The organism is Rhodococcus ruber NBRC 15591 (assembly GCF_001894945.1).
In the GTDB taxonomy this organism is placed as follows: domain Bacteria; phylum Actinomycetota; class Actinomycetes; order Mycobacteriales; family Mycobacteriaceae; genus Rhodococcus; species Rhodococcus ruber.
Window position 1 is genome coordinate 1 of record NZ_BCXE01000004.1, and the last position, 19766, is coordinate 19766.

Consider the following 19766-nt stretch of genomic DNA (forward strand, 5'->3'; position numbering starts at 1 on the left):
ACAAGAAAAGAGTCAGGCCGACGGCGTCGACACGAGCACCTCACGGCTGCCGTCCCATTCGACGAGCACACCCGGGGTCCGCATGTCGTGGCCCTCGAACGTGATCTCGCCCTGCGCACCGTCGAAGCCCTCCGCGGTGACCTGCTCGAGGCCGCGCTGGATGTCCTCGCGGGACGCGCCGCCGGACGCCTTGATCGCCCGGGCCAGCAGCCAGGCGGCATCGTACCCCTCGGCCGCGTAGTTCAGCGGGTCCTCGTTGTACTTCGCCCGGTACGCCGCGACGAACTTCTGGGACGACGCTGCCGGCTGGTCGAGGGTGAAGTTGGCGGTCCAGAACATGCCCGCCCCGTCCGCCCCCGCCGGGACGAGGTTCTTCGCGCCGGCGCCGGTCTGGCCCAGCACCGGTCCCGTGTACCCGGCCTGACGCAACTGCCGCATGGCCGTGGCGTTCTGGGCGCCGGTGAGCAGCATCGCCACCGCGTCGGGCCGCTCCCCGGCGATCTTCGTCGCCGACGACGCGAAGTCCTGGGTGGTGTTCTGCACGGACGTGGTCGAGACGATCTCGTAACCGTGCTCGGACTGCCCCTCCGGAAGGTTCTTCTCCGCCATCTCCGCCAGCGCCGGGTTGGCGGCGTTGAACAGCACGCTGACCCGCTCGGCCCCGAGGTCCTCGAGGTGAGCCAGGGAGGTGCCGATGTGCGTGGTCTGCGGCGGCGTCGCCCGGAAGGTGTAGTCGCCGCCGAGCACACCGTCGCTGGCGGACTGCGTGTAGACGGTCGGCAGCTTCGCCCGGTCCACGATCGGGGAGATCGCGATGGCCTGAGCGCTGGAGATGCCGCCGAGCAGCGCGCTGACCGACCGGTCCGCCGTCGCCTCCGTCGCCTGGCTCACGGCGGTCTGCGTGTCGCTGGCCGCGTCCCGGCTCTCGAGCACGAGCTTCGACTCACCGAGGAACCCACTGCTGTTGACCTGTTCGACGGCGAGTTCGATGCCCCGGAACTGGGGCAGGCCACCGAAGGCGGTCAGACCGGTCTTGTCGGTCACCGAGACGACCTTGATCTCGGCGGGCATCTCGCCGGACCCGACGGTCCCGCCGCCGCCCGACCCGCACGCGGTGGTCAGGGCGAGACCGGCGACACCGGCGAACGCGGCGACGGCAATACGTGTGTTCTTCATTCTCTTCCGTTCTCGGTTCAGTTGTCGGTTCCGGTCAGCGCGGCTTCACCGAGGAAGGCCAGCACCACCGACGAGTGGTTGCGCGCCTCGTCGACCGGCCCGGAGTACACCGATTCACCGCGGTTGACGACGACGACGTCGTCCGCGATCCGCATGCCGGCCTCGGCGTTCTGCTCGACCATGAGGACGCCGATGCCACGGTCCGCGATGGTGCGCACGCTGGCCATGACGCGGTCGACCACGGCGGGGGCCAACCCCATGGACGGCTCGTCCATGAGGATGTAGTCGGGCTGCGACATGAGGCTGCGGCCGAAGGCGAGCATCTGCTGCTCGCCGCCGCTGAGCAGGCCGGCGGGGCCGGACTGCCGTTCCTCCAGGATGGGGAACATCTCGAACACGGTCCGCATCGACTCCTCGCGGGCCTTCTTCGACGCCACCAGGCCGCCGATCTTGAGGTTCTCGTACACGGTGAGCGAACCGAACACCTTGCGTCCCTCGGGCACCAGCGAGATGCCGCGCTTGAGGATCCGGTGGGCGGGCCATCCCTTGATCGACTCCCCGTCGACGAGGACGTCGCCGGAGGTGGGCGTGGTCAGGCCTGCGACGGTGCGCAGCGTGGTGGTCTTGCCGGCGCCGTTGGCACCGAGGACGAGCGTCACCCGTCCCGGCCGCGCGGTGACGGACACCCCGCGTACCGCACTGACCTTGCCGTAATCGACGTGCAGATCACGAATCTCGATCATCGTTGTCCTGCTTTCCGAGGTAGGCCTCGCGCACCGCCGGATCGCGCACCACGTCGGCGGGGGCACCGGAGGCGATGAGCTGTCCGGAGTTCATGGCGAACAGGTGATCGCAGACGTCCACCATCATCTGCACGTCGTGTTCGACGATCAGCTGGGTGAGTCCTTCCGCACGCAGGTCGGACATCAACCGGCCGATCTCCTCGCGTTCGAAGCGATTCATGCCGGCGGTGGGTTCGTCGAGCAGCAGCAGCTTCGGCGACATCACGATCGCGCGGGCGATCTCGACCCGGCGCTGCAGGCCGTACGAGAGCTGACCCGGACGCAGCTTCTCCTTGCCGTCGAGTCCGGTGCGTTCGAGCGCGGTGTGCACGGCCGCCTCGGCGGCGTCGCGCTCGGTACTGTCGACCCGTCGCCACCACCGTCGCGGTCCCGCGATCAGGTCGTGCCCGAGCTGGACGTTCTCGTGCACGGTGAGATCGTCGAGGAGGCGGACCGTCTGGAAGGTGCGTCCGATGCCGAGCCGGGCCACCTGCTCGGGCCGGACGCCGGAGAAGTCGCGGTCCTCGAAGTACATCGATCCACGGGTCAGGGGCGTGAGCCGGGTGACGGCGCCGAGCAGGGTGCTCTTGCCCGAACCGTTGGGCCCGAGGATTCCGGAGATCAGACCGCGCTCGAGACCGAGGGTGATGCCGTCGACGGCCTTGATGCCGCCGAAGTGGACCGCGAGGTCCTCGACCCGCAGCACCTGGTCCGGAACCCGCCGGCCGGGAACGCCCTCGTGGGGAACGGCTTCGGTGGTCATCGCGATTCTCCTGTCGGGGCGGAGTGGGCGCCGGTGCCCGCGAGTTCGGCACCGAGTTCGGCGGCGGCCTCGTCGTCGGCGGCGTCGGCGCGACGTTCCGCTTCGGCCTCGTCCTCGAGCGCCGCGCTGTCGCGGCGGGCAGCGCGGCGACGGTACAGGTCGGTGACGACGCCGGTGATGCCGCCGGGCATGAAGATCGCGGCGATGGCGACGATGATGCCGTAGACGATGCTCTGGTAGGTGCCCACCTGCTCGAGCATCACCGGCAGCCAGGTGAAGATGAGGGCACCGATGAGCACGCCGAGCCAGGACCGGGAGCCACCGACGATGATGATCGTCAGCGCGAGCACGATCAGCGGGAAGCCGATGTTCTCCGGGGCGATGGCCGTCATCATCAGGATGTTCAGGGCGCCACCGAGCGCGCCGAGCACACCGCTGATCACGAAGGACATCCGGCGGTAGCGGGCGACGTTGATGCCCATGGCCGAGGCGAGTTCCGGGTCTTCGCGGACCGCCTCGATGCGCCGGCCCATGCTGCCGCGCTCGCTGAAGATCATCGCTGCGACGACGACGGCGCAGACGACGGCCAGGTGCGGAACGGAGATCTCCGGGGTGGTGAGCACGCCGAACAGGCCGACCGAGCCACCGGTGAGTTCACCGCCGTTGTGGGCGACGACGGTGACGATCATGACGAACGCGACGGTGGCCATGGCCAGGTACAAGCCGGTGAGACGTTGCAGGATCAGCGAGAGCAGGTATCCGGTGACCGCGCAGATCGCGACGATGGCGGCGGTCGCGGAGATCGCGTCGAACCCGTAGTGCAGCACGAAGATCGCGGTGCCGTAGGAGCCCATGCCGTAGAACGCGGCGCCGGCGAAGGAGAACACTCCCATCCGGAACTGGATCTGGATGCTCAGCGCGAGCAGCAGGACCGTGAACGTGCTCTGGATGAGGACGATGTTGGAGAAGTAGAAGTCGCTCATACCCGTCGCACCTCCTTCCTTCCGAAGATGCCCTGCGGCCGCAGCAGCAGAACCACGAGGATGAGGCCGAAGCCGACGGCGTCGACCCAGCCGCCCCCGGTGTAGCGGAGCACCAGGACCTCGGAGAACGCGAGCACCATGGCGCCGAGGGCGGCGCCGCCGGTGCTGCCCACGCCGCCGAGGATGATGATGGCGAATGCCTTGATGAGCAGGGTTTCACCGCTCTCGGCCGTGATGGCGCCGAGGTTGTAGGTGAGCAAGGCACCGGCGAGACCGGCGAGGCCGCCCGACACCGCCATGGTGAGCAGGGACAGCTGGCGCCGCTTGACGCCCATCAGTTCGGCGGTCTCCGAGTCCACGCCGATCGCCCGCAGGGCGAGGCCGTGGCTGGTGTTCTTGAGCCAGAAGGAGATCGCCAGCGTGAGGATCAGGGCGCAGCCGAGCACGATGAGTCCCGTGCTCGTCAGTCGCAGGCCGCCGAGGGTGTAGACCGACGTCTCGTACGAGCTGCCGAGGAAGCCGAACGGCTCGCTCAGCGTGCGGAACTGCACGATCGCCACCGGGATGGTGCCGATTCCGATACCGCCGATGAGGATCTGCAGCTCGGCCGTCCGCTGGTTCTTGGCCCGGCGCAGGATCGGCTGGAACGCGAAGACGTCGATGGCCGCGGAGAGCGCGGCGCCGACCACGACGGAGATCAGGCAGACGGTGACGAGCCCGAGCCCGACGTTGGAGACGATCTGGGAGGCCACGAACGCGGAGAACATGAAGATCCCGCCGTGGGCGAAGTTGAGGATGTCGATCGTTCCCCAGGAGATGCTCATTCCCAGGCAGAAGAGCAGGTAGATGGAGCCGAGCACGAGTGCGTCGATCACCAGCTGTGACATGACCCCTGCCTTCCTCCGGCCGGGTTGCCCCGGTGACTGTGCGATGTTCCGGTCATTCGTCGAACTCCTTGGTGCACGGGTGCGGTGAGGTCCGCACTATTCCGTCGATTCCTGGCCGTCGAGCAGCACTTCTTCCGTGCCGTTCCATTCGACGAGCACGCCGTCGACGCGCATGTCGTTGCCTTCGAAGCGCACCGGCCCGAGCGCGCCGTCGAAGCCCTCGGCCACGACCTGCTCGAGACCGCGCTGCAGGTCGTCGCGGGACGCACCGCCCGAGTTCTTGGCGGCGTGGGCGAGCATCCAGGTCGCGTCGTAGCCCTCGGCGGCGTAGTTCAGCGGGTTCTCCCCGTTGTACTTGGCGCGGTACGCCTCGACGAACTGCTGGGACGTCTCGTCCTTCTGGTGGAAGCTGAAGTCGGTGGCCCAGTACATTCCGGCTCCCGCGGCTCCCGCGGGGGCGAGGTTGCCCGCGCCGGCGGCCGGGTTGCCGACGACGGGGCCGGTGTAGCCCGCCTGACGCAGCTGCGACATGGCGGTGGAGTTGCCGGCACCGACGAGCAGGACGATCACGGCGTCGGGATTCTCGCCGGCGATCTTCGTTGCGGTGGTGCCGAAGTCCTGGGTGGTGGCCTGGACGGAGGTGCTCGACAGGATCCGGTAGCCGTACTTGTCCTGGCCCTCGGGGATGGTCTTCTCCCCGAGTCCCGCGAGGGTGACGTTGCCCGCGTTGTAGAGCACGCTCACGGTCTCGACGCCCTGCTGCTGCAGCCGCTCGAGCGCCTTGACGAAGTAGGTCTCCATCGGCGCCGTCGCGCGGTAGGTGTAGTCGCCGATGACGACGCCCTCGCTGCCGGACTGGGTGAAGATCGTCGGCAGCCCGGCTCGCTCCACGAGCGGGGCGATCGCGACGGCGTGGGCGCTGAGGACCGGGCCGAGGAGGGCACTGACGCTCTTGTCGGTCAGCGCCTCCGTGGCCTGACTGACGGCGGTCTGCGTGTCGCTCGCCGAATCACGCTTCTGCAGAACGATCTTCGAATCGCCCAGATATTCCTGGTCGTTGATCTCCTGGATGGCGAGCTCGATGCCCCTGAGCTGACTGTTCCCGACGTACGCCGTGGTGCCGGTCTGGTCGGTCACGGAGACGACCTTGATCTCGGCCGGTAGATCACCGTCGGCGACGGTGCTGTTCCCCCCGGAACTGCAGGCGGCCGCGAAGAGGACGCCGAACGCGCTCGCGGCACCGAGCAGGCGGCGCCGGACTTTCCGGTCGACTCGAGACATGTGTGCACCTTCCGGTCGAATGATATGCATCATTAGTCGTGATGCCCGTCACAGTAGAGCCACGTGCGGGAAATGTCCAGAGTTCGATCCGAACATGCGCAGGAATTATCGGCGGGTGGGGACGGCTACGGGAGCCACGGCGACGGCCGGCGCCCACCGCCCCCGCCCTGCTGCCGCGACGGCCACGCAGAACAGCACAAAAATCGTTACCGCACCGGCGGATCCGTAGGAGTAGCCCCACGCGGACGACAGCGCGCCGGCCACCAGGATCATCACCGCCGCGAAGCCGTACGACGAGCATGCATACAGCGACGTGCTCCTCCCCTGCTCCACCGGCGTCATCCCGGCGGTGAGCAGGATGAGGCCCTGCGCGTAGGCGAACCCCTGGCCGATGCCCCACAGGAAGCTGCCGGCCAGCACCGGCCACAACGTGTGCGCGAGGAGCCCGGCGGCGACGAGCACGCCGCCGCCGGCGAGCAGGAGCAGGCACAGGCCGGGCCCCGGGGCGCGGCCCGCGGCCCGGGCGACGTAGGGACCCAGCCAGGCGGTGACGAGCAGGATGATGGCCGCGAGGACGCCGATCACCATCAACTCGGATCCGATCCCGTCCCGCAACGCGGACGGCAGCACGCCGACGGCGATGCCGCCGACAGTCCACCCGGCCGCCCCCAATCCGTAGGCGGGCAACGCGTTCCGGGACGACCCGACGTCCGGGTGGGACGGGAGAGGCCCGGGCGGCCGGGAGGGCTCGTCGTGCCGGAGGGCGGCGAGCCGGCGCCTGCTGCGCCACAGCGCGGCGGCGAGCAGCAGTCCCGAGAGCACGAGCGAGACGGCATGCAGCCGGTATATGAGCACGGTGGGTTCCGGAAGCAACTGGGCGACGGTGGCCGCGGCGACCAGACCGAGGAACGAGCCGGCGATCGCGCCGGTCGCCGCGAGGGTGCGGCCCGCGTCACCGCGCGCCGCCACGGCCAGCGTGGCGGCGGATCCCGTTGCGAGCCCGACACATGTTCCGGTCAGCGCGCGACCGACGAAGAGCAGCCAGGCCGTATCCGCCCCGGACCACAGGGCGACGTCGCCGAGCAGCCCGACGACGAGCGCCCCGGGCAGAACGGCCCACGCGAACCGCCCGAGCGAGGTCCGGCTCACGAGCAGGAACATCGACACCAGGGCGACGAAGTACGTCACGAACAGGGCGGCCAGCACGAACGGGGACAGGCCCAGATGATCCTCGTACAACGGGAGGATCGGCCCCGGAATGTTGGACCCGACGACGGCGAACGTGAAGGCGGCCGCCACCGCGGCTCCGAGGAGCACCGAACCCCGGCCGGGTCGGTCCGCCCGGACCGCGATCATGCCCGTACGGGCAGACTCTTCACCGACGGCGGGTCGTACTCGGTCTTTCCGATCTTGGAAGCGCCGCCCGGCGAGCCGATCTCGACGAAGAAGTCGGCATTGATCTGGGTGTAGCCGGCGCGGTCCTCGGGGACGTCGTCCTCGAAGAAGATGGCCTCGACGGGGCAGACCGGCTCGCACGCGCCGCAGTCGACGCATTCCTCCGGGTTGATGTACATCATCCGGCCGCCCTCGTAGATGCAGTCCACCGGACACTCTTCGATGCAGGCCTTGTCGAGGACGTCGACACAGGGCTCGGTGATGGTGTAGGTCACTGCGCACTCCTCCGATTCGATCACCGCGTGATTTAAGTCATAATCATATTCATTGATTGCGGGGTGTCAATGGGTGTCGGCTGCGAGTGCCTCGACGACCGGCCTGCGGCGCATCACCGCGACCCCGGCTCCGCACACGCAGGCCAGGAAGAACCCGCAGAAGGCGTAAGTCGCGGGACGCAAGCCGATTCCGTCCGCCAGAAACCCCAGACCGAGGATTCCCGACCCGACGGTGGCGTATCCGGCGAGCCACACCATGGACACCACCTCGGCGGTCCGCCCCTCCGGGGCGTACCCGCGTGCGAGGGTGAGCCCGGCGAGCTGCGCCAGGCTCTGGCCCAGACCCGCCGCGACCGCCGCCACGACGATCACGGGCACCGAGGCGGCGCCGACCGCCGCGGCGATGAGCACCGCGGCCAGGGCGGAGACCGAGAGTCCCACCACCGCGACCCGGTAGATGCCCATCCGCCGGACGAGGAACTGAGCCCCGGCACCGGCACCGAAGACGACGAACGACACCGCGCCGGCGAGGGTGCGGCTGTCGTTGCCGAGCAGGTCGGCGATCAGGGCCGGGCCGAGGGAGATGAACAGCCCCGCCAGCGCGAAGGGGCTGCCGGCCACGGCCATGGCCAGCACGACGGTTCCCGCGATCTCGCGCGGGATACTCGGCAGCTGCACCCAGCGCCCGCTCACCCCGGCCGGGCGACCGCCGACGGCGGTCAGCGGTATCGCGGCTGCCGCCAGGGGAACGATCAGCACCAGGAAGACCAGGTGGGTGGGCGCCGGCGCCACGTCGGCCAGCACCCCGGAGAGCAGCGGCCCCACGGCCGACCCGGCGACGGGTGCTGCGCTCGCATACAGCGCCGCGCGCCCGCCGCGACCGGGGCCGAACGCGTCGGCGATCGCCGCCGATCCCGCCGCGCCGAATGCCCCCGAGGCGAGGCCGATGAAGAACCGCCCCGTCTCGAGCCACAGCGGCGTGCGGGCCGTCGCGAACACGAGGCAGGCCACGATCGCGAGGCCCAGGGCCGGCAGCAGGACGGCTCGCCGCCCGAACCGGTCCGACGCGCGCCCACCGAACACCAGCGCCACCACCGATCCGACGATGTAGCTGACGAAGATGAGGCTGACCGTGCTGGGTGGGAACCCCATCTCGCGCTGCCACACCACGTACAGCGGGGCCGGGGCGTTGCTCGCGGCGAACACGAGGAACACCGAGAGTGCGATCCACGACGGCCGGGCCACCCGGCGCCTTTCCAGAATCCCGACCGACACGCGGCCTCCCTATTGATATGAATGATTAGCCTAGAGAGTGGCACATTACCGGCGCCCGTGGAGCGAATTGCCGGACCGTACGATGGCGGACTCCCGACAGAAAGGTGCCGCCTGTGGACCCCGAGGCCGACCCGTCCACACCGCTCGAGTCCTTCGCCTCCGCCGTCCGCGCCGGCTGGCACGCCGTCAGCGCGGTGAGCGAACCCGCACCGGCCGGACTCGTCGTCCTCACCGCGGCCGTCGCGCTGGTGCTGGTATCGGTGCGACCGCTGTGGCTGGTGACCCGGCACGTGATCACCCAGGCCCACGAAGGCTCGCATGCGCTCGTCGCCCGGCTCGTCGGCCGGCGGCTGGCGGGCATCCGCCTGCACAGCGACACCTCGGGAGTGACCGTGTCCTCCGGCAATCCGCGCGGTCCGGGCATGATCGCGACCGCGTTCGCCGGGTACACCGGCCCGGCCGTGCTCGGGTTCGTCGCCGCGACGCTCCTCACCACCGGCCGGCCCGCGGCGGTGCTGTGGTCGGTACTCGCGGCCCTCGCCCTGCTGATCCTGTTGATCCGCAACTTCTTCGGATTCGTCTCGGTGCTCGCGGTCGGTGCGGTGATCGGAGTCGCCGCGTACTACGGCGACGAGCTGGTGCGCTACACCGTCGCGTACCTGACGACCTGGGTGCTGCTGTTCGGCGCCACCCGGCCGGTCCTCGAACTGGCGCGCACCCATCGGCGCGGCCGCGGGCAGGGTTCCGACGCCGATCAGCTGCGCTGGCTCACCCGCGTACCGACGGCCGTGTGGATCGTGGCGTTCGCGGTCGTCACGCTCGGCACCGCGGCATACGGCACCGCACGGATCGTCGCGGCGCAGGTGCCGTGATCACGGTTCGAGTTCGATCGCCACGGCCCGCACCGGCGCACCGTCCGCGCCCTGCAGCCGCAGCGGAAGGAGACTGATCAGCGGATCGGGAAAGTCGACGAGTTCGAGGTTGCACAGGTTCTCGCACACGATGCCGCCGGCCGCGGCGACGAGCCGATGCGCGGAAAAGTCGGCGCCCAGAGCGGAGTCGATGCTCGGGGCGTCGAGGCCGATGGCGTGCACGCCGCGTTCGAGCACCCACCGGCACGCGTCCGCCGCCAGGTAGGGATGCTCGAAGTAGGTATCGGTGTCGTAGTGCTCGGCCCAGCCGGTATGCACGAGGACGATGTCGCCGGGCCCCGGCTCCGGCCCGCCGGCGAGGTGCCGCGGGGTCACGGCGGTACGCGGCGGCAGGCCCCGCACGTCCAGGACGACTCCCCGGCCGACGAAGCGGTCGAGGGGAACCTCGTCGATCGGGGCGGCCCGGGCGCGCATGTGCAGCGGCGCGTCGACGTGGGTTCCGGTCTGCGAACCCATCTCGATCCGCAGCAGGTTGTACCCGTCGCGCTCGAGCGTCGCGTGCGGGCTCAGCACCGGGACGGGATCTCCGGGATAGACCTGGGTGTCGCCGGAGACGGTCCGGCTCAGGTCGACGATCCGGCGCACGCGCATGCGCCGATGCTAGACCCGGTGCGATCGACCCCGTGCGATCGTGCCCCGTCGATGCGTCGCAGGCCCGGGCGTCGGTCCGGGGCTCTCGCGCCAGGGGCGCTATCGTGCGGGCCGCAGGTGGTGCCGGTCGGCACGGTCGATGGTGAACGCCGCGACGAGCACACCGAGCACCACCCCGACGAGCGTGTCGGCGATCCGGCTCATCGCGATCTCCGGGCCCAGGTTCTCGCCGAGCCCGGTGAGCAGCAGTGCCATCGCGGTCACCGCAACGGACGTCGCGGCATAGTTCTTCATCACGTACAGCTCGGCGACGACCTGCAGCACCACGATCGCCAGCGCGTACGGCCAGTAATCCAGGGACAGCGCGATCAACGCCGCCGCCAGCACGGCGCCCGCGACGTTGCCGAGCAGACGCTGGATCGCCCGCTGCACCGTCTGCCGGTAGTTGACGCCCTGCAACGCGGCCATCGCCCCCATCGTCGCCCACAGCGGGTGGTGCAGACCCGCCGCGGCGGCGAACCAGCCCGCCAGGAGCGAGGCGAGGAGCACCCGGGCCGCGCCGACGAGGATCGCGCGGTCCCGCAACCGTGGGACGCCCTCACGCACGAATCCGACGGGCCGTGCGAGGACGGGTGTTCCGGTCCCGTCGACACGGGGAATGGCGATGTCGCGCCGGACCTTCCGAAATTCGACCTCGAATCGGGCGAATTCGGCCACCCGATCGGGCACGGCGTCGGACTCGGCCTCGTCGACGACCGTGCCGGCCGCGGCGAGCAGCGCGAGGAGTTCGTGGGTGTGCGCGTCCGCCCGACGGGAGCCGAGCGCGACGACGTCGTGAGCCCGGGCGATCGCGGCGTGGGCGCCCGGCACCGCGCGGTGGCCGTCGCGCTCGATTGCCGAGACCGCCGCGAGGGCGCGGGCGACGGCGATTCGTGCGGGCCCGTGCGGGTGATACAGGGCGGGAACCATCGAGATCACCCATCCCACAACGACTCCCACGGAGGCGGCAACGACCGCGTCCCGTACGTCCGTGGCGGTGCGCGCGAATCCGGCTGCGCCGGCGGCCGCGAAGACCAGGATGACCGGTCCCGGCCCGGACAGCCGGAAGGCCCCCAGAACCCAGAAGGCGAACCCGGCCGCTACCGAGAGCGCCGCAATCTGCATCCCCATCGGCACCGTGGCCGCGCCGACACCGGCGCCGAGTGCGACGTAGCCGACCACACCGAGTCCGACCATCGCCATCTTTCCGGCCAGTCGCGGATAGGGCTCGTAGCGTCCGAAGGCCGAGGCGAGCGCGCCGAGGGCGGCGAATCCGGCCAGGTGCGGCAGGTGCAGGAGGCCGCCTCCGACGAGCGCGACGAGCACCGCCGATCCCACGCGCAGCGCAGGCGCCACGGTGGCGTCGGCACTGCGGAATTCGAGCGCCTCGCGCCACGCGGCAGGCGACAGCGAATGCGCGAGCGCGGTCGTCGAGTGCCTGAGACGGTTGTGGTCTGGGATCGGGAGGGAGGGGCGCACCGCTCCAGTGTAGATATTTCAGAGATAAATTAAATGTGAATTGAGTGTGAGACTCCTCGCTAGGATGGACCCATGTCGGACACCGCCCAGCCCGAGGACTTCGTGGACCACGTTCGGCTCGGCTGGGCCGAGACGCACCCCGGCTTCGACACCCGCCCGATCGACGTCATCGGCCGTATCACCCGGATCAGTTCCCTCGCCCTCTCCCAGCTCGACCGGGAACTCGTGCCGAGCGGTGTCACACGCCCCGAGTTCGAAGTGCTGTGCGCGCTGGCGCGCAGCAACACGCCGCTGCGTGCCAGCGAGGTCACGTCGGTCACCGGGTTGAGCGGCGCCTCCACCACCAAGCACGCCGACCGCCTCGTGGGGCTCGGGCTGGTCGAGCGCCGGCGTTTCGAGCGCGACGGCCGCGTCGTCCTGCTCTCCCTCACCGAAGCGGGCCGCGCCGTGGTCGACGCCGAGTTCCCCCGACGCGTCGAACGTGAGCGCCGCATGCTCGACGGCTTCACCGACGACGAACTCGACACCCTCACCGCGCTGCTGCGACGACTCACCCGCGCAGTCGAGGACCACACCCGGCACTGAGGCGAGCCGTCAGGGCATCTCGACCGTCTCGGCACGCTCGATCTCTCCGAGCGCGCGACGCAGGTACGTGCCCGGGTCCGCCCGGCGGGCCGCCAGCAGGTCGGCCAGCACGACCAGGCCGGCCTGCAGGTACTCGTCGGGACGAGCCTTCGGTGCGTCGGGATCCGACACCCCGAGGGTGCCGGTGAGCACGGCCACCACCGTGTCCGGGTGCAGCGACGGCAGCCACGCGGCCCCCGTGCGCGCGCTGCGCTCGAACACCGCCTGCACGTCCTCGCCGGCCAGGCCGTCCGGGTGCAGCTCCTCGAGCAGCTCGCGCATCATCGTCGCATGCACGCCGGCGACCTGTTCGTACGGCAGCGCTACCAGCTCGGTCGTCGCGTCCTCCCAGGCCGGGACCGAGCGCGTCCGGGCGGCGGCGAGCGCCGCGCTGGTGTGCTCCGCGATTTCCCGCGCCAGCTGCGGCCAGTGCGTGGGCCACACGGTGTCCTCCTCGGGTCGCCGATGCTCCCGGCGAGCGCCGGCGCGTCACGACGAGCGTGCCATGCGGCACCGACACGGTCAGCCGACGCGGCGCTGCAGTTCGAGCGCATCCCAGGGCGCGTAGCCCTTGATGTCGTTGTCGAAGTACACGTACACGTCGCGCCCCTCGGAGCGCCAGCCACGGACCCGCGCCGCCCACTCGTCCAAGGTGTCGGGGGCGTACCCGCTCGCGTACAGCTCGGTGTCTCCGTGCAGTCGCACGTAGACGAAGTCGGTGGTGGCCTCGGTCAGGAACGGGAACCGCCCGGCCGTGTCGGCGACGACGAGGGCGACGCCGAGGCGGGCCAGCAGTGCCGCCGCGTCCGGGTCCGTGAAGCTCGGGTGCCGCACCTCGAGCGCGTACCGGAGGGGCCGATCCGCCTCGGTTTCCGTCCACGCCCGATCGTCGGGAACCTTCTCGGTGTGGCGCACGGCGAGTGCCGCGGCCTCGGTCGTCGAGGCGGGCAACCGCTCGACGAACGCGGCGATCCGCTCCGGCTCGAATGCCAAGGAGGGCGGCAGTTGCCACAGCACGGGCCCCAGCTTCGGGCCGAGGGCGAGCACACCGGACGCGAAGAAGTTGGCGAGGGCGTCGTCGACGTCGACGAGGCGCTTCATGTGGGTGACGTACCGGCCGCCCTTGACGGCGAAGACGAACCCGTCCGGTGTCTCGTCCCGCCACCGCAGGAAGCTCGACGGCCGCTGCAACGCATAGAAGGTGCCGTTGATCTCGATCGATCCGAACCGCTCCGCGGCGTACTCGAGTTCGCGGCGCTGCACCAGCCCCGCCGGGTAGAAGTCACCGCGCCATTCGGCGTACCGCCAGCCGGAGATTCCGATCCGCACCTGAGCCATCGCTCCACGGTAACGCTCGTCACGACTGGGAATCGGATCGTCATTCGGCAGGCGGGGGGAACCGTACGGGCCTACGCTGTGCCCGAACTACGAGACCGCATCCTAGGAGTGGCCGTGTCCGAGAGAGCGTTCACCGCAAACGATCAGTTCAGTCCCCTGTTCAAACAGATGTGGTGGTTGGTGCTGATCCGGGGCATCCTCGCCGTGTTGTTCGGTGTCGTCGCCCTGGTGTGGCCGGGGATCACCGTCTGGGCCCTCGTGGTGGTATTCGGCATCTACGCCATCGTCGACGGCGTCGTACTCGTCTACCACTCGATTCGCGACCGGGCCCGCCTCGACGGCTGGGGCTGGTGGCTCGCGATGGGCCTGGTCTCCATCGCCGCCGGCATCGTCGCCCTCGTCTGGCCCGCGGCCACCGCACTCGTGGTGCTGTACATCATCGCGTTCTACGCGATCCTGTTCGGCGTCACCGGCATCATCGGTGCGCTGAGCTTCCGGAAGGTCCCGAACTCGGGATGGGGGTGGTCGCTCTTCGCCGGCATCCTTGCGGTTCTGTTGGGTGTCGTGCTGCTGATCTTCCCCGGCAGCGGGATCATCAGCCTCATCTGGCTGTTGGGTATCTACGCCATCCTCTTCGGCGTGCTGCTGATCGTCGTGGCCTTCCAGGTCCGGAAGGTGGCGAAGGAGGCCGGGCTCGTGTGAGCCCGGCCCCGGGGCCGGCGGCGGGACTGTGTCAGGCCGCATCCTTCAGCCGGCCCCACGCATGCCAGCGGTCGATCTCGATCCAGGCACTGACGCGCGGCCGGTTGCGCACCCCGTAGGGCGTGCCGGTGTAGTGCCGCGCGACGCGGTCGATGTCGGTCAGCTCGGGGTCGTCGACGAACTCGACGACCCGCCCCTGGAGGCTCACGTGCGTCACCCAGTCCGCCGGGTCCATCGCGCTCAGGCTGACCCGGGGATCTCGGCGCAGATGCTCGAGCCGCTTGCGCTCGGCGTCCATGTTCACCAGGATCCGGCCGTTCTCGAACAGGTACCAGGTGGGCACCGACACCGGATGTCCGTCGGCCCGCACCGTACTGATGGTGGCGTAGTTCGGCTGAGCGAGCATCTCGGCGACGGCCTGCGGCAGCGGAGGTCTGGGCACGGCAGTGGTCCTCTCGTCGGAAAGGTCGGGCGGTTCGGTCACGAACCTACGCCGGTTCGGGGCGAAACCGCCCCACGAGGGCGCGAGCGGGTCGACGATGGAGGGGGCACCGAGCCCGGCCGTGGAATGGCCCGACAGCCGAGGAGTCGAGAACATGCCGAAGTACCTGTGGCAGGTCACCTACACCCCCGAGGGCGCGCAGGGTCTGCTCTCCGAGGGTGGTTCCGTCCGTAGTTCCGCCATCACCGAGATGGTCGAGAGTGTCGGTGGCAGCGTCGAGTCCGTACACTTCGCGCTCGGCGGGCACGACCTCTACGTCATCGGGGACGTGCCCGACGATCTCGCCGCGGCCACGCTCGAGTTCCGCACCCGTGCGTCGGGTATCGCGCGTTCCGTGCCGATCCGGCTGCTCACCCCTCAGGAGATGGACGACGCGGTGCATCGCAACGCCGCGTACCGGACGCCGGGGCACTGAGCGGGACCGAGCGGGACGCTCCCTGCCGGTCGGATCGCCGGGTCAGAGCAGGTCGAGGAACAGACGCGCGGCGGTGGAGGACGGGGCCGGGTCGCGGCACACCAGCGCCAGTGTGCGGTGCGGCGGCCCGGGCCGCAGCCCGATGCGGTGCAGGCCGCTGCGTCGCGCGATCGGTTCGGGGATGACCGCGACCCCGAGACCGTGGCGGACGAGATCGAGCAGGCGATCCATGTCCCCGACGCGGAACGTCACGTCGCGGTGCACGCCCGCGCGGACGAACAGCGCATCCACGGTGGTCTGCAGTCCGGTGCCGGCCTCGAATTCGATGAACGGGTACGGCTGCAGCCCGGCCGGATCGGTCTCCGCGACGGCGGCCAGCCGGTGGCCGGGTGCGACCACGGCGACCAGTTCCTCGGTGTAGGTGCGCAACGCGACGAGCCCGGGCGGCAGCGGACGCGCGTCGAGGGCGACGAACGCCAGGTCCAGTTCTGCCGTGACGAGGGCGTCGAACAGTTCGGTGGTGGTCGCCTCTCGCAGGGCCACTTCGATACCCGGGTGGGCGCGGTGCAATTGCGCGAGCAGCGACGGCAGGTCCGCGGCCCGGAATGTCTGCACGGTACCCACCGCGAGGGTGCCGGTCTCGCCGCTTTCCAGTCTCGCCACGGCTGCGCGGGCCTCCGCGGCCTCGCGTAGCAGCCGCTGCGCGTAGGGATAGAGGGTCCTGCCCGCCGCGGTCGGGAGCACCGACCGGGTGGTGCGCTCGAACAGCGGCGCCCCGAGTTCGTGCTCGAGCGCGCGCACGGACGCACTGAGCGCCGACTGCGACAGGTGCACCGACTCGGCGGCCCGGGTGAAGTGCCCGTGCTCGGCGACGGCCACGAAGTGCCGCAACTGCCGAAGTTCCATTCATCGACTCTATCGCTCGGATTCATCGATTCATCCCGTTGGACACATCAATGCCGGGGCTCGCAGGATCGGTGCCATGCAGTCCCCGTCCACCGGCGCCCCGACCGCCGACACCCCGACCACGCGCATGCCCCGCCGGCTCGTCGTCGCGATGGCCCTGGCCTCCGGCCTGGTTGTGGCCAACAGCTACTACGCCCAGCCGCTCGTCGGCGCCGTCGCCGACAGCCTCGACGCCTCCACCACACAGGTCGGATGGGTGGTCACCGCGGGCCAGATCGGGTACGCCGCCGGTCTGGCGCTGCTGGTGCCGCTGGGCGACATGGTCGAACGGCGGCGGCTGCTGCGACGCATGCTCGTGCTCACCGCCGCCGGCCTGCTGGTCATGGCCTGGGCACCGAGCTGGCAGATCCTCGCAGTCACGGCCGTGCTCGTCAGCACCGGATCGGTCGTCGGCCAGATCCTCGTCCCGTTCGCCGCATCCCTGGCCCGGGACGACGAACGCGGACGTGTGATCGGAAACGTGATGACCGGCCTGCTGCTCGGCATTCTCCTCTCCCGCGTCGTGGCGGGCCTGGTGGCCGAGATCGCCGGGTGGCGAGCGGTGTTCGTGCTGGCCGCGGTGCTGATGCTCTGCACCGTGCTGCTGGTGCGGACCCTTCCGGTCCTGCCCCCGGCGACCACCGCCGGCTACCGCACGGTGCTCGCCTCGGTGGTGCACTTGATCCGCTACGAAGCGGTGCTCCGCAGCCGGATCGCCTACGGTGCCCTGACCTACGCCTCGTTCGGGGTGTTCTGGACCAGCGTCGGCTTCCTGCTGGCCGGGCCGGGGTACGGGTGGTCCGAGGCCCGCATCGGGATCTTCACCCTCGTCGGGGTCGCCGGCGCGCTGGCAGCACGGACGGCCGGCATCTTCGCCGACCGCGGCTACGCCCGCCGGCAGACGGGTCTGTTCGTCGCGGTCACCGCGGTCAGCTTCGTGTTCCTCGCCTTCGGCGAACACCACGTGCTGGCACTCGCGGTGGGCGTCGCCCTGCTGGACCTGGGTATCCAGGGAACGCACATCAGCAACCAGAGCCTGATCCAGCCGTTGCGGCCCGACGCCCGCAGCCGCCTCAACACCGCGTACATGACGTCCTACTTTCTGGCCGGCGCCCTCGGCAGCGCGCTGTCCACGGCCGCCTACCTCACCGGCGGATGGCTCGCGGTGTGCGTCCTCGGAGCGGTCTTCCCCACTGCGGGTTTCGCCCTCTTCGCCGGGGAACACCTGATGCAGCACCGGCGCACCCCGGCCGCGGAAACACGCGGCGACGGAGACCCGACGGAGGTGCGGAGGCAATCGGGTCCGGACGCGTGAGACTGTGCATCGCAACGTGATCCGTCGCCCTCGGTGGGCAGCCTTCAGCTCGAGGCGGGACGATCGCTCAGTACCAGCCGGCACACGTCCTCGACGTTGCGCAGCGCCTCGGCGAATCTGATGCGATCCGTCGTCCACAGGACCAGCGAATTGAGCATGGTGCTGCCGATCGCCAGCGAGGCCAGCCGTGCCCGCTCGGCCGGAATTCCCTCCATCGCTTCGAGGACGGCCGAGCGGTTGACCGCCGACCGCTCGACCAGTGTCTCCACCACATACGGATCCCTGCAGGTCTGCAGCTCGACCTCCAGGCGGGCGAAGTACGGGCCCCGTTGGAACGCCTTCATCTGCCGCCCGTACAACCGGACGACGCGCTCCACCACATCCCCCGCCCGGGCGTCGCGGTCGGGGCGGCGCCGGCGCTCGGCGGCGAGCCGCTGCGACAGGCGGTCGTTCCATGCCGCCATCGCGGCGGCGAGCAGTTGCGGCTTGGCCGGGAAGTATCGGTACAGGGTGCCGAGCGCCACCCCGGAACGCTCGGCCACGTCCCGCATCTGGATGCTGTCGGGACTCGTCTCCTCGAGCATCTCGACGACGGTCTCGGTGATCCGGCTGCGTCGCCGCAGTTGTGCGGGGGTCATGTCGTCCGGGCTCATGGGTACACCGGCGGCTGCGGAACTCACCTGCGCAGACTAGCGCGGCCCCGCGGCAGCGACGACAGGGTCACAGAGGGCGGACCGGTCGCCGTAGCCGCGTCGAGCACCCGTGTGGAGCGTCGGTAGAGCGAGCATGATCCCGCCCCCAGGTCCCGGTCAGCGGAATAGAATCACGTTCTTTTATTCGTCGTCGTATACATGGAATATGCAGCTGAACCACTTCTGTATCGGCGAGGCGGGACCGACCCCTTCCTCGACAGAAGAAGAATCTGATTCTATTGTGCCGACCGAGCGGCAGGATCGGTCGCCGCGGGGTGGACCACGCTGCAGGAACAGTCCGCACCTGCGCGGACCCGTCGCACCGGCCCGTGGGACCGGCATCCACCGAAACGAGGAGACGTTGTGAGCGACACCGACCTGACCGGCCGCACGGCCGTGGTGACGGGAGCCGGGTCCGGCCTGGGCCGGGCCGAGGCGCTCGCACTCGCCGAACGGGGCGCAGCCGTCGTAGTCAACGACATCGGAGCTGCTGCACACACCGTCGCCACCGAGATCGAGGCGCGCGGCGGCAGGGCGATCGCCGTCGAAGGTGACGTCCGAGCCTGGTCGATCGGCGACCGCCTCGTCGACGCGGCCGTCGAACAGTTCGGCAGCCTCGACGTCGTGGTGAACAACGCGGGCATCATCCGCGACGCGATGCTGGTCAACATGACCGAGGAGAAGTGGGACGACGTGATCCGCGTGCATCTGAAGGGGCACGCGGCGCTGACCACCGCGGCGGCGAGATACTGGCGTGCGGAGTCGAAATCGTCGGGCTCCCCGGTGTACGGGCGGCTGATCAACACCACCTCGGAGGCGTTCCTCTTCGGCGGGGCGGGGCAATCGAACTACGCCGCCGCCAAGTCCGGAATCGTCGCTCTCACCCTGGCAGCCGCGCACGGACTTTCCCGGTACGGGGTGACCGCCAACGCGATCGCGCCGAGGGCGCGCACGGAGATGACCGCGCACGTCTTCGACGAAGACCCGTCCGGATCGGCCGTCGACATCCTGGCCCCCGAGCGGGTGGCGACCTTCGTGGCCTACCTGGCGTGTCCGGCGGCGAGCCGCGTGAACGGTCAGGTCTTCGTCGTCTACGGCGACATGGTGGCGCTGATGGCTCCCCCGACGGTGGAGAATCGATTCACCGCCGGCTCCGGGGTCTTCACCCTCGACGAACTCGACGCGCAGGTCTCCGGGTACTTCGCCGACCGCCCCGCCGACCGGACGTTCTCCGCCCGCAGCGTCGCAGCCCTGGACACCACCGGCGTGCGTACCAAGCTCTCGTGACGGCACCGATCGTCATCCGGCGGCGCCGCCGCGCCGGCCCGCGTAGCGCACCAAGCAAGTGCTAGGTAACGTGAGCCGAAGGAGGTCA

22 protein-coding genes are annotated in these 19766 nt (G+C 70.0%); 6 read left to right on the top strand and 16 right to left on the bottom strand.

Translation table 11 applies throughout. From position 1 onward, the window contains the following. Positions 1-12 precede the first annotated feature (12 nt). The 9 genes from RR3_RS04035 to RR3_RS04075 form a co-directional block, all read right to left on the bottom strand. Positions 13-1176, bottom strand: coding sequence for an ABC transporter substrate-binding protein (locus tag RR3_RS04035; RefSeq protein WP_064066545.1), 1164 nt, complete (start codon positions 1174-1176; stop codon positions 13-15). 17 nt (positions 1177-1193) lie between these two features. Next, complete coding sequence (locus RR3_RS04040) at positions 1194-1919, bottom strand: ABC transporter ATP-binding protein (RefSeq protein ID WP_017680068.1); 726 nt, start codon at positions 1917-1919, stop codon at positions 1194-1196. Further along, positions 1903-2721: an ABC transporter ATP-binding protein gene (locus RR3_RS04045; protein WP_010594043.1), complete on the bottom strand. Its 819-nt coding sequence runs from the start codon at positions 2719-2721 to the stop codon at positions 1903-1905. Before RR3_RS04045 ends, RR3_RS04040 begins: the two co-directional genes overlap by 17 nt. Then, positions 2718-3704 carry a branched-chain amino acid ABC transporter permease gene (locus RR3_RS04050; RefSeq protein ID WP_010594044.1) on the bottom strand — a complete coding sequence of 329 codons (987 nt, stop codon included), beginning with the start codon at positions 3702-3704 and terminating at the stop codon, positions 2718-2720. Before RR3_RS04050 ends, RR3_RS04045 begins: the two co-directional genes overlap by 4 nt. Further along, entirely contained in the window at positions 3701-4591 is an 891-nt protein-coding gene (locus RR3_RS04055) for a branched-chain amino acid ABC transporter permease (protein ID WP_010594045.1), read from the bottom strand. Before RR3_RS04055 ends, RR3_RS04050 begins: the two co-directional genes overlap by 4 nt. A gap of 96 nt (positions 4592-4687) precedes the next feature. Continuing rightward, entirely contained in the window at positions 4688-5872 is a 1185-nt protein-coding gene (locus RR3_RS04060; RefSeq protein ID WP_010594046.1) for an ABC transporter substrate-binding protein, read from the bottom strand. A 105-nt stretch (positions 5873-5977) separates the two neighbouring features. After that, positions 5978-7228: an MFS transporter gene (locus tag RR3_RS04065; RefSeq protein WP_059174540.1), complete on the bottom strand. Its 1251-nt coding sequence runs from the start codon at positions 7226-7228 to the stop codon at positions 5978-5980. After that, a complete protein-coding gene (gene fdxA / locus RR3_RS04070; protein WP_010594048.1) occupies positions 7225-7542 on the bottom strand; it encodes a ferredoxin in 318 nt (105 codons plus the stop codon). Before fdxA ends, RR3_RS04065 begins: the two co-directional genes overlap by 4 nt. A 66-nt stretch (positions 7543-7608) precedes the next feature. Continuing rightward, positions 7609-8817 (bottom strand): MFS transporter, encoded by a 1209-nt coding sequence (locus tag RR3_RS04075; protein ID WP_230831579.1) that lies wholly within the window; start codon positions 8815-8817, stop codon positions 7609-7611. A 113-nt stretch (positions 8818-8930) separates the two neighbouring features. Here RR3_RS04075 and RR3_RS04080 point away from each other — a divergent pair, with 113 nt between their 5' ends. Beyond that, positions 8931-9689: a M50 family metallopeptidase gene (locus RR3_RS04080; RefSeq protein WP_010594050.1), complete on the top strand. Its 759-nt coding sequence runs from the start codon at positions 8931-8933 to the stop codon at positions 9687-9689. Here the strand turns inward: RR3_RS04080 and RR3_RS04085 are convergent, their stop codons facing one another. Together RR3_RS04085 and RR3_RS04090 are read right to left on the bottom strand one after the other, a co-directional pair. Further along, positions 9690-10340 (bottom strand): cyclase family protein, encoded by a 651-nt coding sequence (locus RR3_RS04085; RefSeq protein WP_010594051.1) that lies wholly within the window; start codon positions 10338-10340, stop codon positions 9690-9692. It lies immediately after the preceding gene. A 99-nt stretch (positions 10341-10439) separates the two neighbouring features. Beyond that, the gene (locus RR3_RS04090; protein ID WP_064066544.1) at positions 10440-11858 is read right to left on the bottom strand and encodes an FUSC family protein; all 1419 of its coding nucleotides are present in this window, start codon (positions 11856-11858) and stop codon (positions 10440-10442) included. A gap of 72 nt (positions 11859-11930) precedes the next feature. Between RR3_RS04090 and RR3_RS04095 the strand changes: the two genes are divergently transcribed. Further along, positions 11931-12443, top strand: a complete 513-nt coding sequence (locus tag RR3_RS04095; RefSeq protein ID WP_003938489.1) for a MarR family winged helix-turn-helix transcriptional regulator — start codon at positions 11931-11933, stop codon at positions 12441-12443. Positions 12444-12452: 9 nt separating this feature from the next. Here the strand turns inward: RR3_RS04095 and RR3_RS04100 are convergent, their stop codons facing one another. Together RR3_RS04100 and RR3_RS04105 are read right to left on the bottom strand one after the other, a co-directional pair. Then, positions 12453-12926 (bottom strand): hypothetical protein, encoded by a 474-nt coding sequence (locus RR3_RS04100; protein WP_003938744.1) that lies wholly within the window; start codon positions 12924-12926, stop codon positions 12453-12455. A 78-nt stretch (positions 12927-13004) separates the two neighbouring features. Beyond that, positions 13005-13820, bottom strand: coding sequence for a DUF72 domain-containing protein (locus tag RR3_RS04105; RefSeq protein WP_003938745.1), 816 nt, complete (start codon positions 13818-13820; stop codon positions 13005-13007). A gap of 108 nt (positions 13821-13928) precedes the next feature. Between RR3_RS04105 and RR3_RS04110 the strand changes: the two genes are divergently transcribed. Beyond that, positions 13929-14522 (top strand): HdeD family acid-resistance protein, encoded by a 594-nt coding sequence (locus RR3_RS04110; protein WP_059174542.1) that lies wholly within the window; start codon positions 13929-13931, stop codon positions 14520-14522. Positions 14523-14553: 31 nt separating this feature from the next. On the opposite strand, the gene RR3_RS04115 is transcribed toward RR3_RS04110, so the two are convergent. After that, on the bottom strand, positions 14554-14964 hold the full coding sequence (locus RR3_RS04115; RefSeq protein WP_003938747.1) for a TIGR03618 family F420-dependent PPOX class oxidoreductase: 411 nt from the start codon (positions 14962-14964) through the stop codon (positions 14554-14556). Positions 14965-15118: 154 nt separating this feature from the next. Between RR3_RS04115 and RR3_RS04120 the strand changes: the two genes are divergently transcribed. Continuing rightward, positions 15119-15439 (top strand): GYD domain-containing protein, encoded by a 321-nt coding sequence (locus RR3_RS04120; RefSeq protein ID WP_003938748.1) that lies wholly within the window; start codon positions 15119-15121, stop codon positions 15437-15439. Between the two features lie 42 nt (positions 15440-15481). Here RR3_RS04120 and RR3_RS04125 read toward each other — a convergent pair whose 3' ends face one another. Then, complete coding sequence (locus RR3_RS04125) at positions 15482-16345, bottom strand: LysR family transcriptional regulator (RefSeq protein ID WP_059174543.1); 864 nt, start codon at positions 16343-16345, stop codon at positions 15482-15484. A 76-nt stretch (positions 16346-16421) separates the two neighbouring features. Between RR3_RS04125 and RR3_RS04130 the strand changes: the two genes are divergently transcribed. Continuing rightward, the gene (locus RR3_RS04130; protein ID WP_059174544.1) at positions 16422-17699 is read left to right on the top strand and encodes an MFS transporter; all 1278 of its coding nucleotides are present in this window, start codon (positions 16422-16424) and stop codon (positions 17697-17699) included. Positions 17700-17743: 44 nt separating this feature from the next. Here the strand turns inward: RR3_RS04130 and RR3_RS04135 are convergent, their stop codons facing one another. Then, positions 17744-18337 (bottom strand): TetR family transcriptional regulator, encoded by a 594-nt coding sequence (locus RR3_RS04135; protein WP_081005181.1) that lies wholly within the window; start codon positions 18335-18337, stop codon positions 17744-17746. A 417-nt stretch (positions 18338-18754) separates the two neighbouring features. Between RR3_RS04135 and RR3_RS04140 the strand changes: the two genes are divergently transcribed. Further along, positions 18755-19678, top strand: a complete 924-nt coding sequence (locus RR3_RS04140; protein WP_059174545.1) for an SDR family NAD(P)-dependent oxidoreductase — start codon at positions 18755-18757, stop codon at positions 19676-19678. Positions 19679-19766: the final 88 nt, after the last annotated feature.

Bases quoted from the DNA above. Each gene is read 5' to 3' on its own strand.
- RR3_RS04035 (WP_064066545.1), bottom strand. From the start codon at position 1,176: ATGAAGAACACACGTATTGCCGTCGCCGCGTTCGCCGGTGTCGCCGGT.
- RR3_RS04040 (WP_017680068.1), bottom strand. From the start codon at position 1,919: ATGATCGAGATTCGTGATCTGCACGTCGATTACGGCAAGGTCAGTGCG.
- RR3_RS04045 (WP_010594043.1), bottom strand. From the start codon at position 2,721: ATGACCACCGAAGCCGTTCCCCACGAGGGCGTTCCCGGCCGGCGGGTT.
- RR3_RS04050 (WP_010594044.1), bottom strand. From the start codon at position 3,704: ATGAGCGACTTCTACTTCTCCAACATCGTCCTCATCCAGAGCACGTTC.
- RR3_RS04055 (WP_010594045.1), bottom strand. From the start codon at position 4,591: ATGTCACAGCTGGTGATCGACGCACTCGTGCTCGGCTCCATCTACCTG.
- RR3_RS04060 (WP_010594046.1), bottom strand. From the start codon at position 5,872: ATGTCTCGAGTCGACCGGAAAGTCCGGCGCCGCCTGCTCGGTGCCGCG.
- RR3_RS04065 (WP_059174540.1), bottom strand. From the start codon at position 7,228: ATGATCGCGGTCCGGGCGGACCGACCCGGCCGGGGTTCGGTGCTCCTC.
- RR3_RS04085 (WP_010594051.1), bottom strand. From the start codon at position 10,340: ATGCGCGTGCGCCGGATCGTCGACCTGAGCCGGACCGTCTCCGGCGAC.
- RR3_RS04095 (WP_003938489.1), top strand. From the start codon at position 11,931: ATGTCGGACACCGCCCAGCCCGAGGACTTCGTGGACCACGTTCGGCTC.
- RR3_RS04105 (WP_003938745.1), bottom strand. From the start codon at position 13,820: ATGGCTCAGGTGCGGATCGGAATCTCCGGCTGGCGGTACGCCGAATGG.
- RR3_RS04120 (WP_003938748.1), top strand. From the start codon at position 15,119: ATGCCGAAGTACCTGTGGCAGGTCACCTACACCCCCGAGGGCGCGCAG.
- RR3_RS04125 (WP_059174543.1), bottom strand. From the start codon at position 16,345: ATGGAACTTCGGCAGTTGCGGCACTTCGTGGCCGTCGCCGAGCACGGG.
- RR3_RS04130 (WP_059174544.1), top strand. From the start codon at position 16,422: ATGCAGTCCCCGTCCACCGGCGCCCCGACCGCCGACACCCCGACCACG.
- RR3_RS04135 (WP_081005181.1), bottom strand. From the start codon at position 18,337: ATGACCCCCGCACAACTGCGGCGACGCAGCCGGATCACCGAGACCGTC.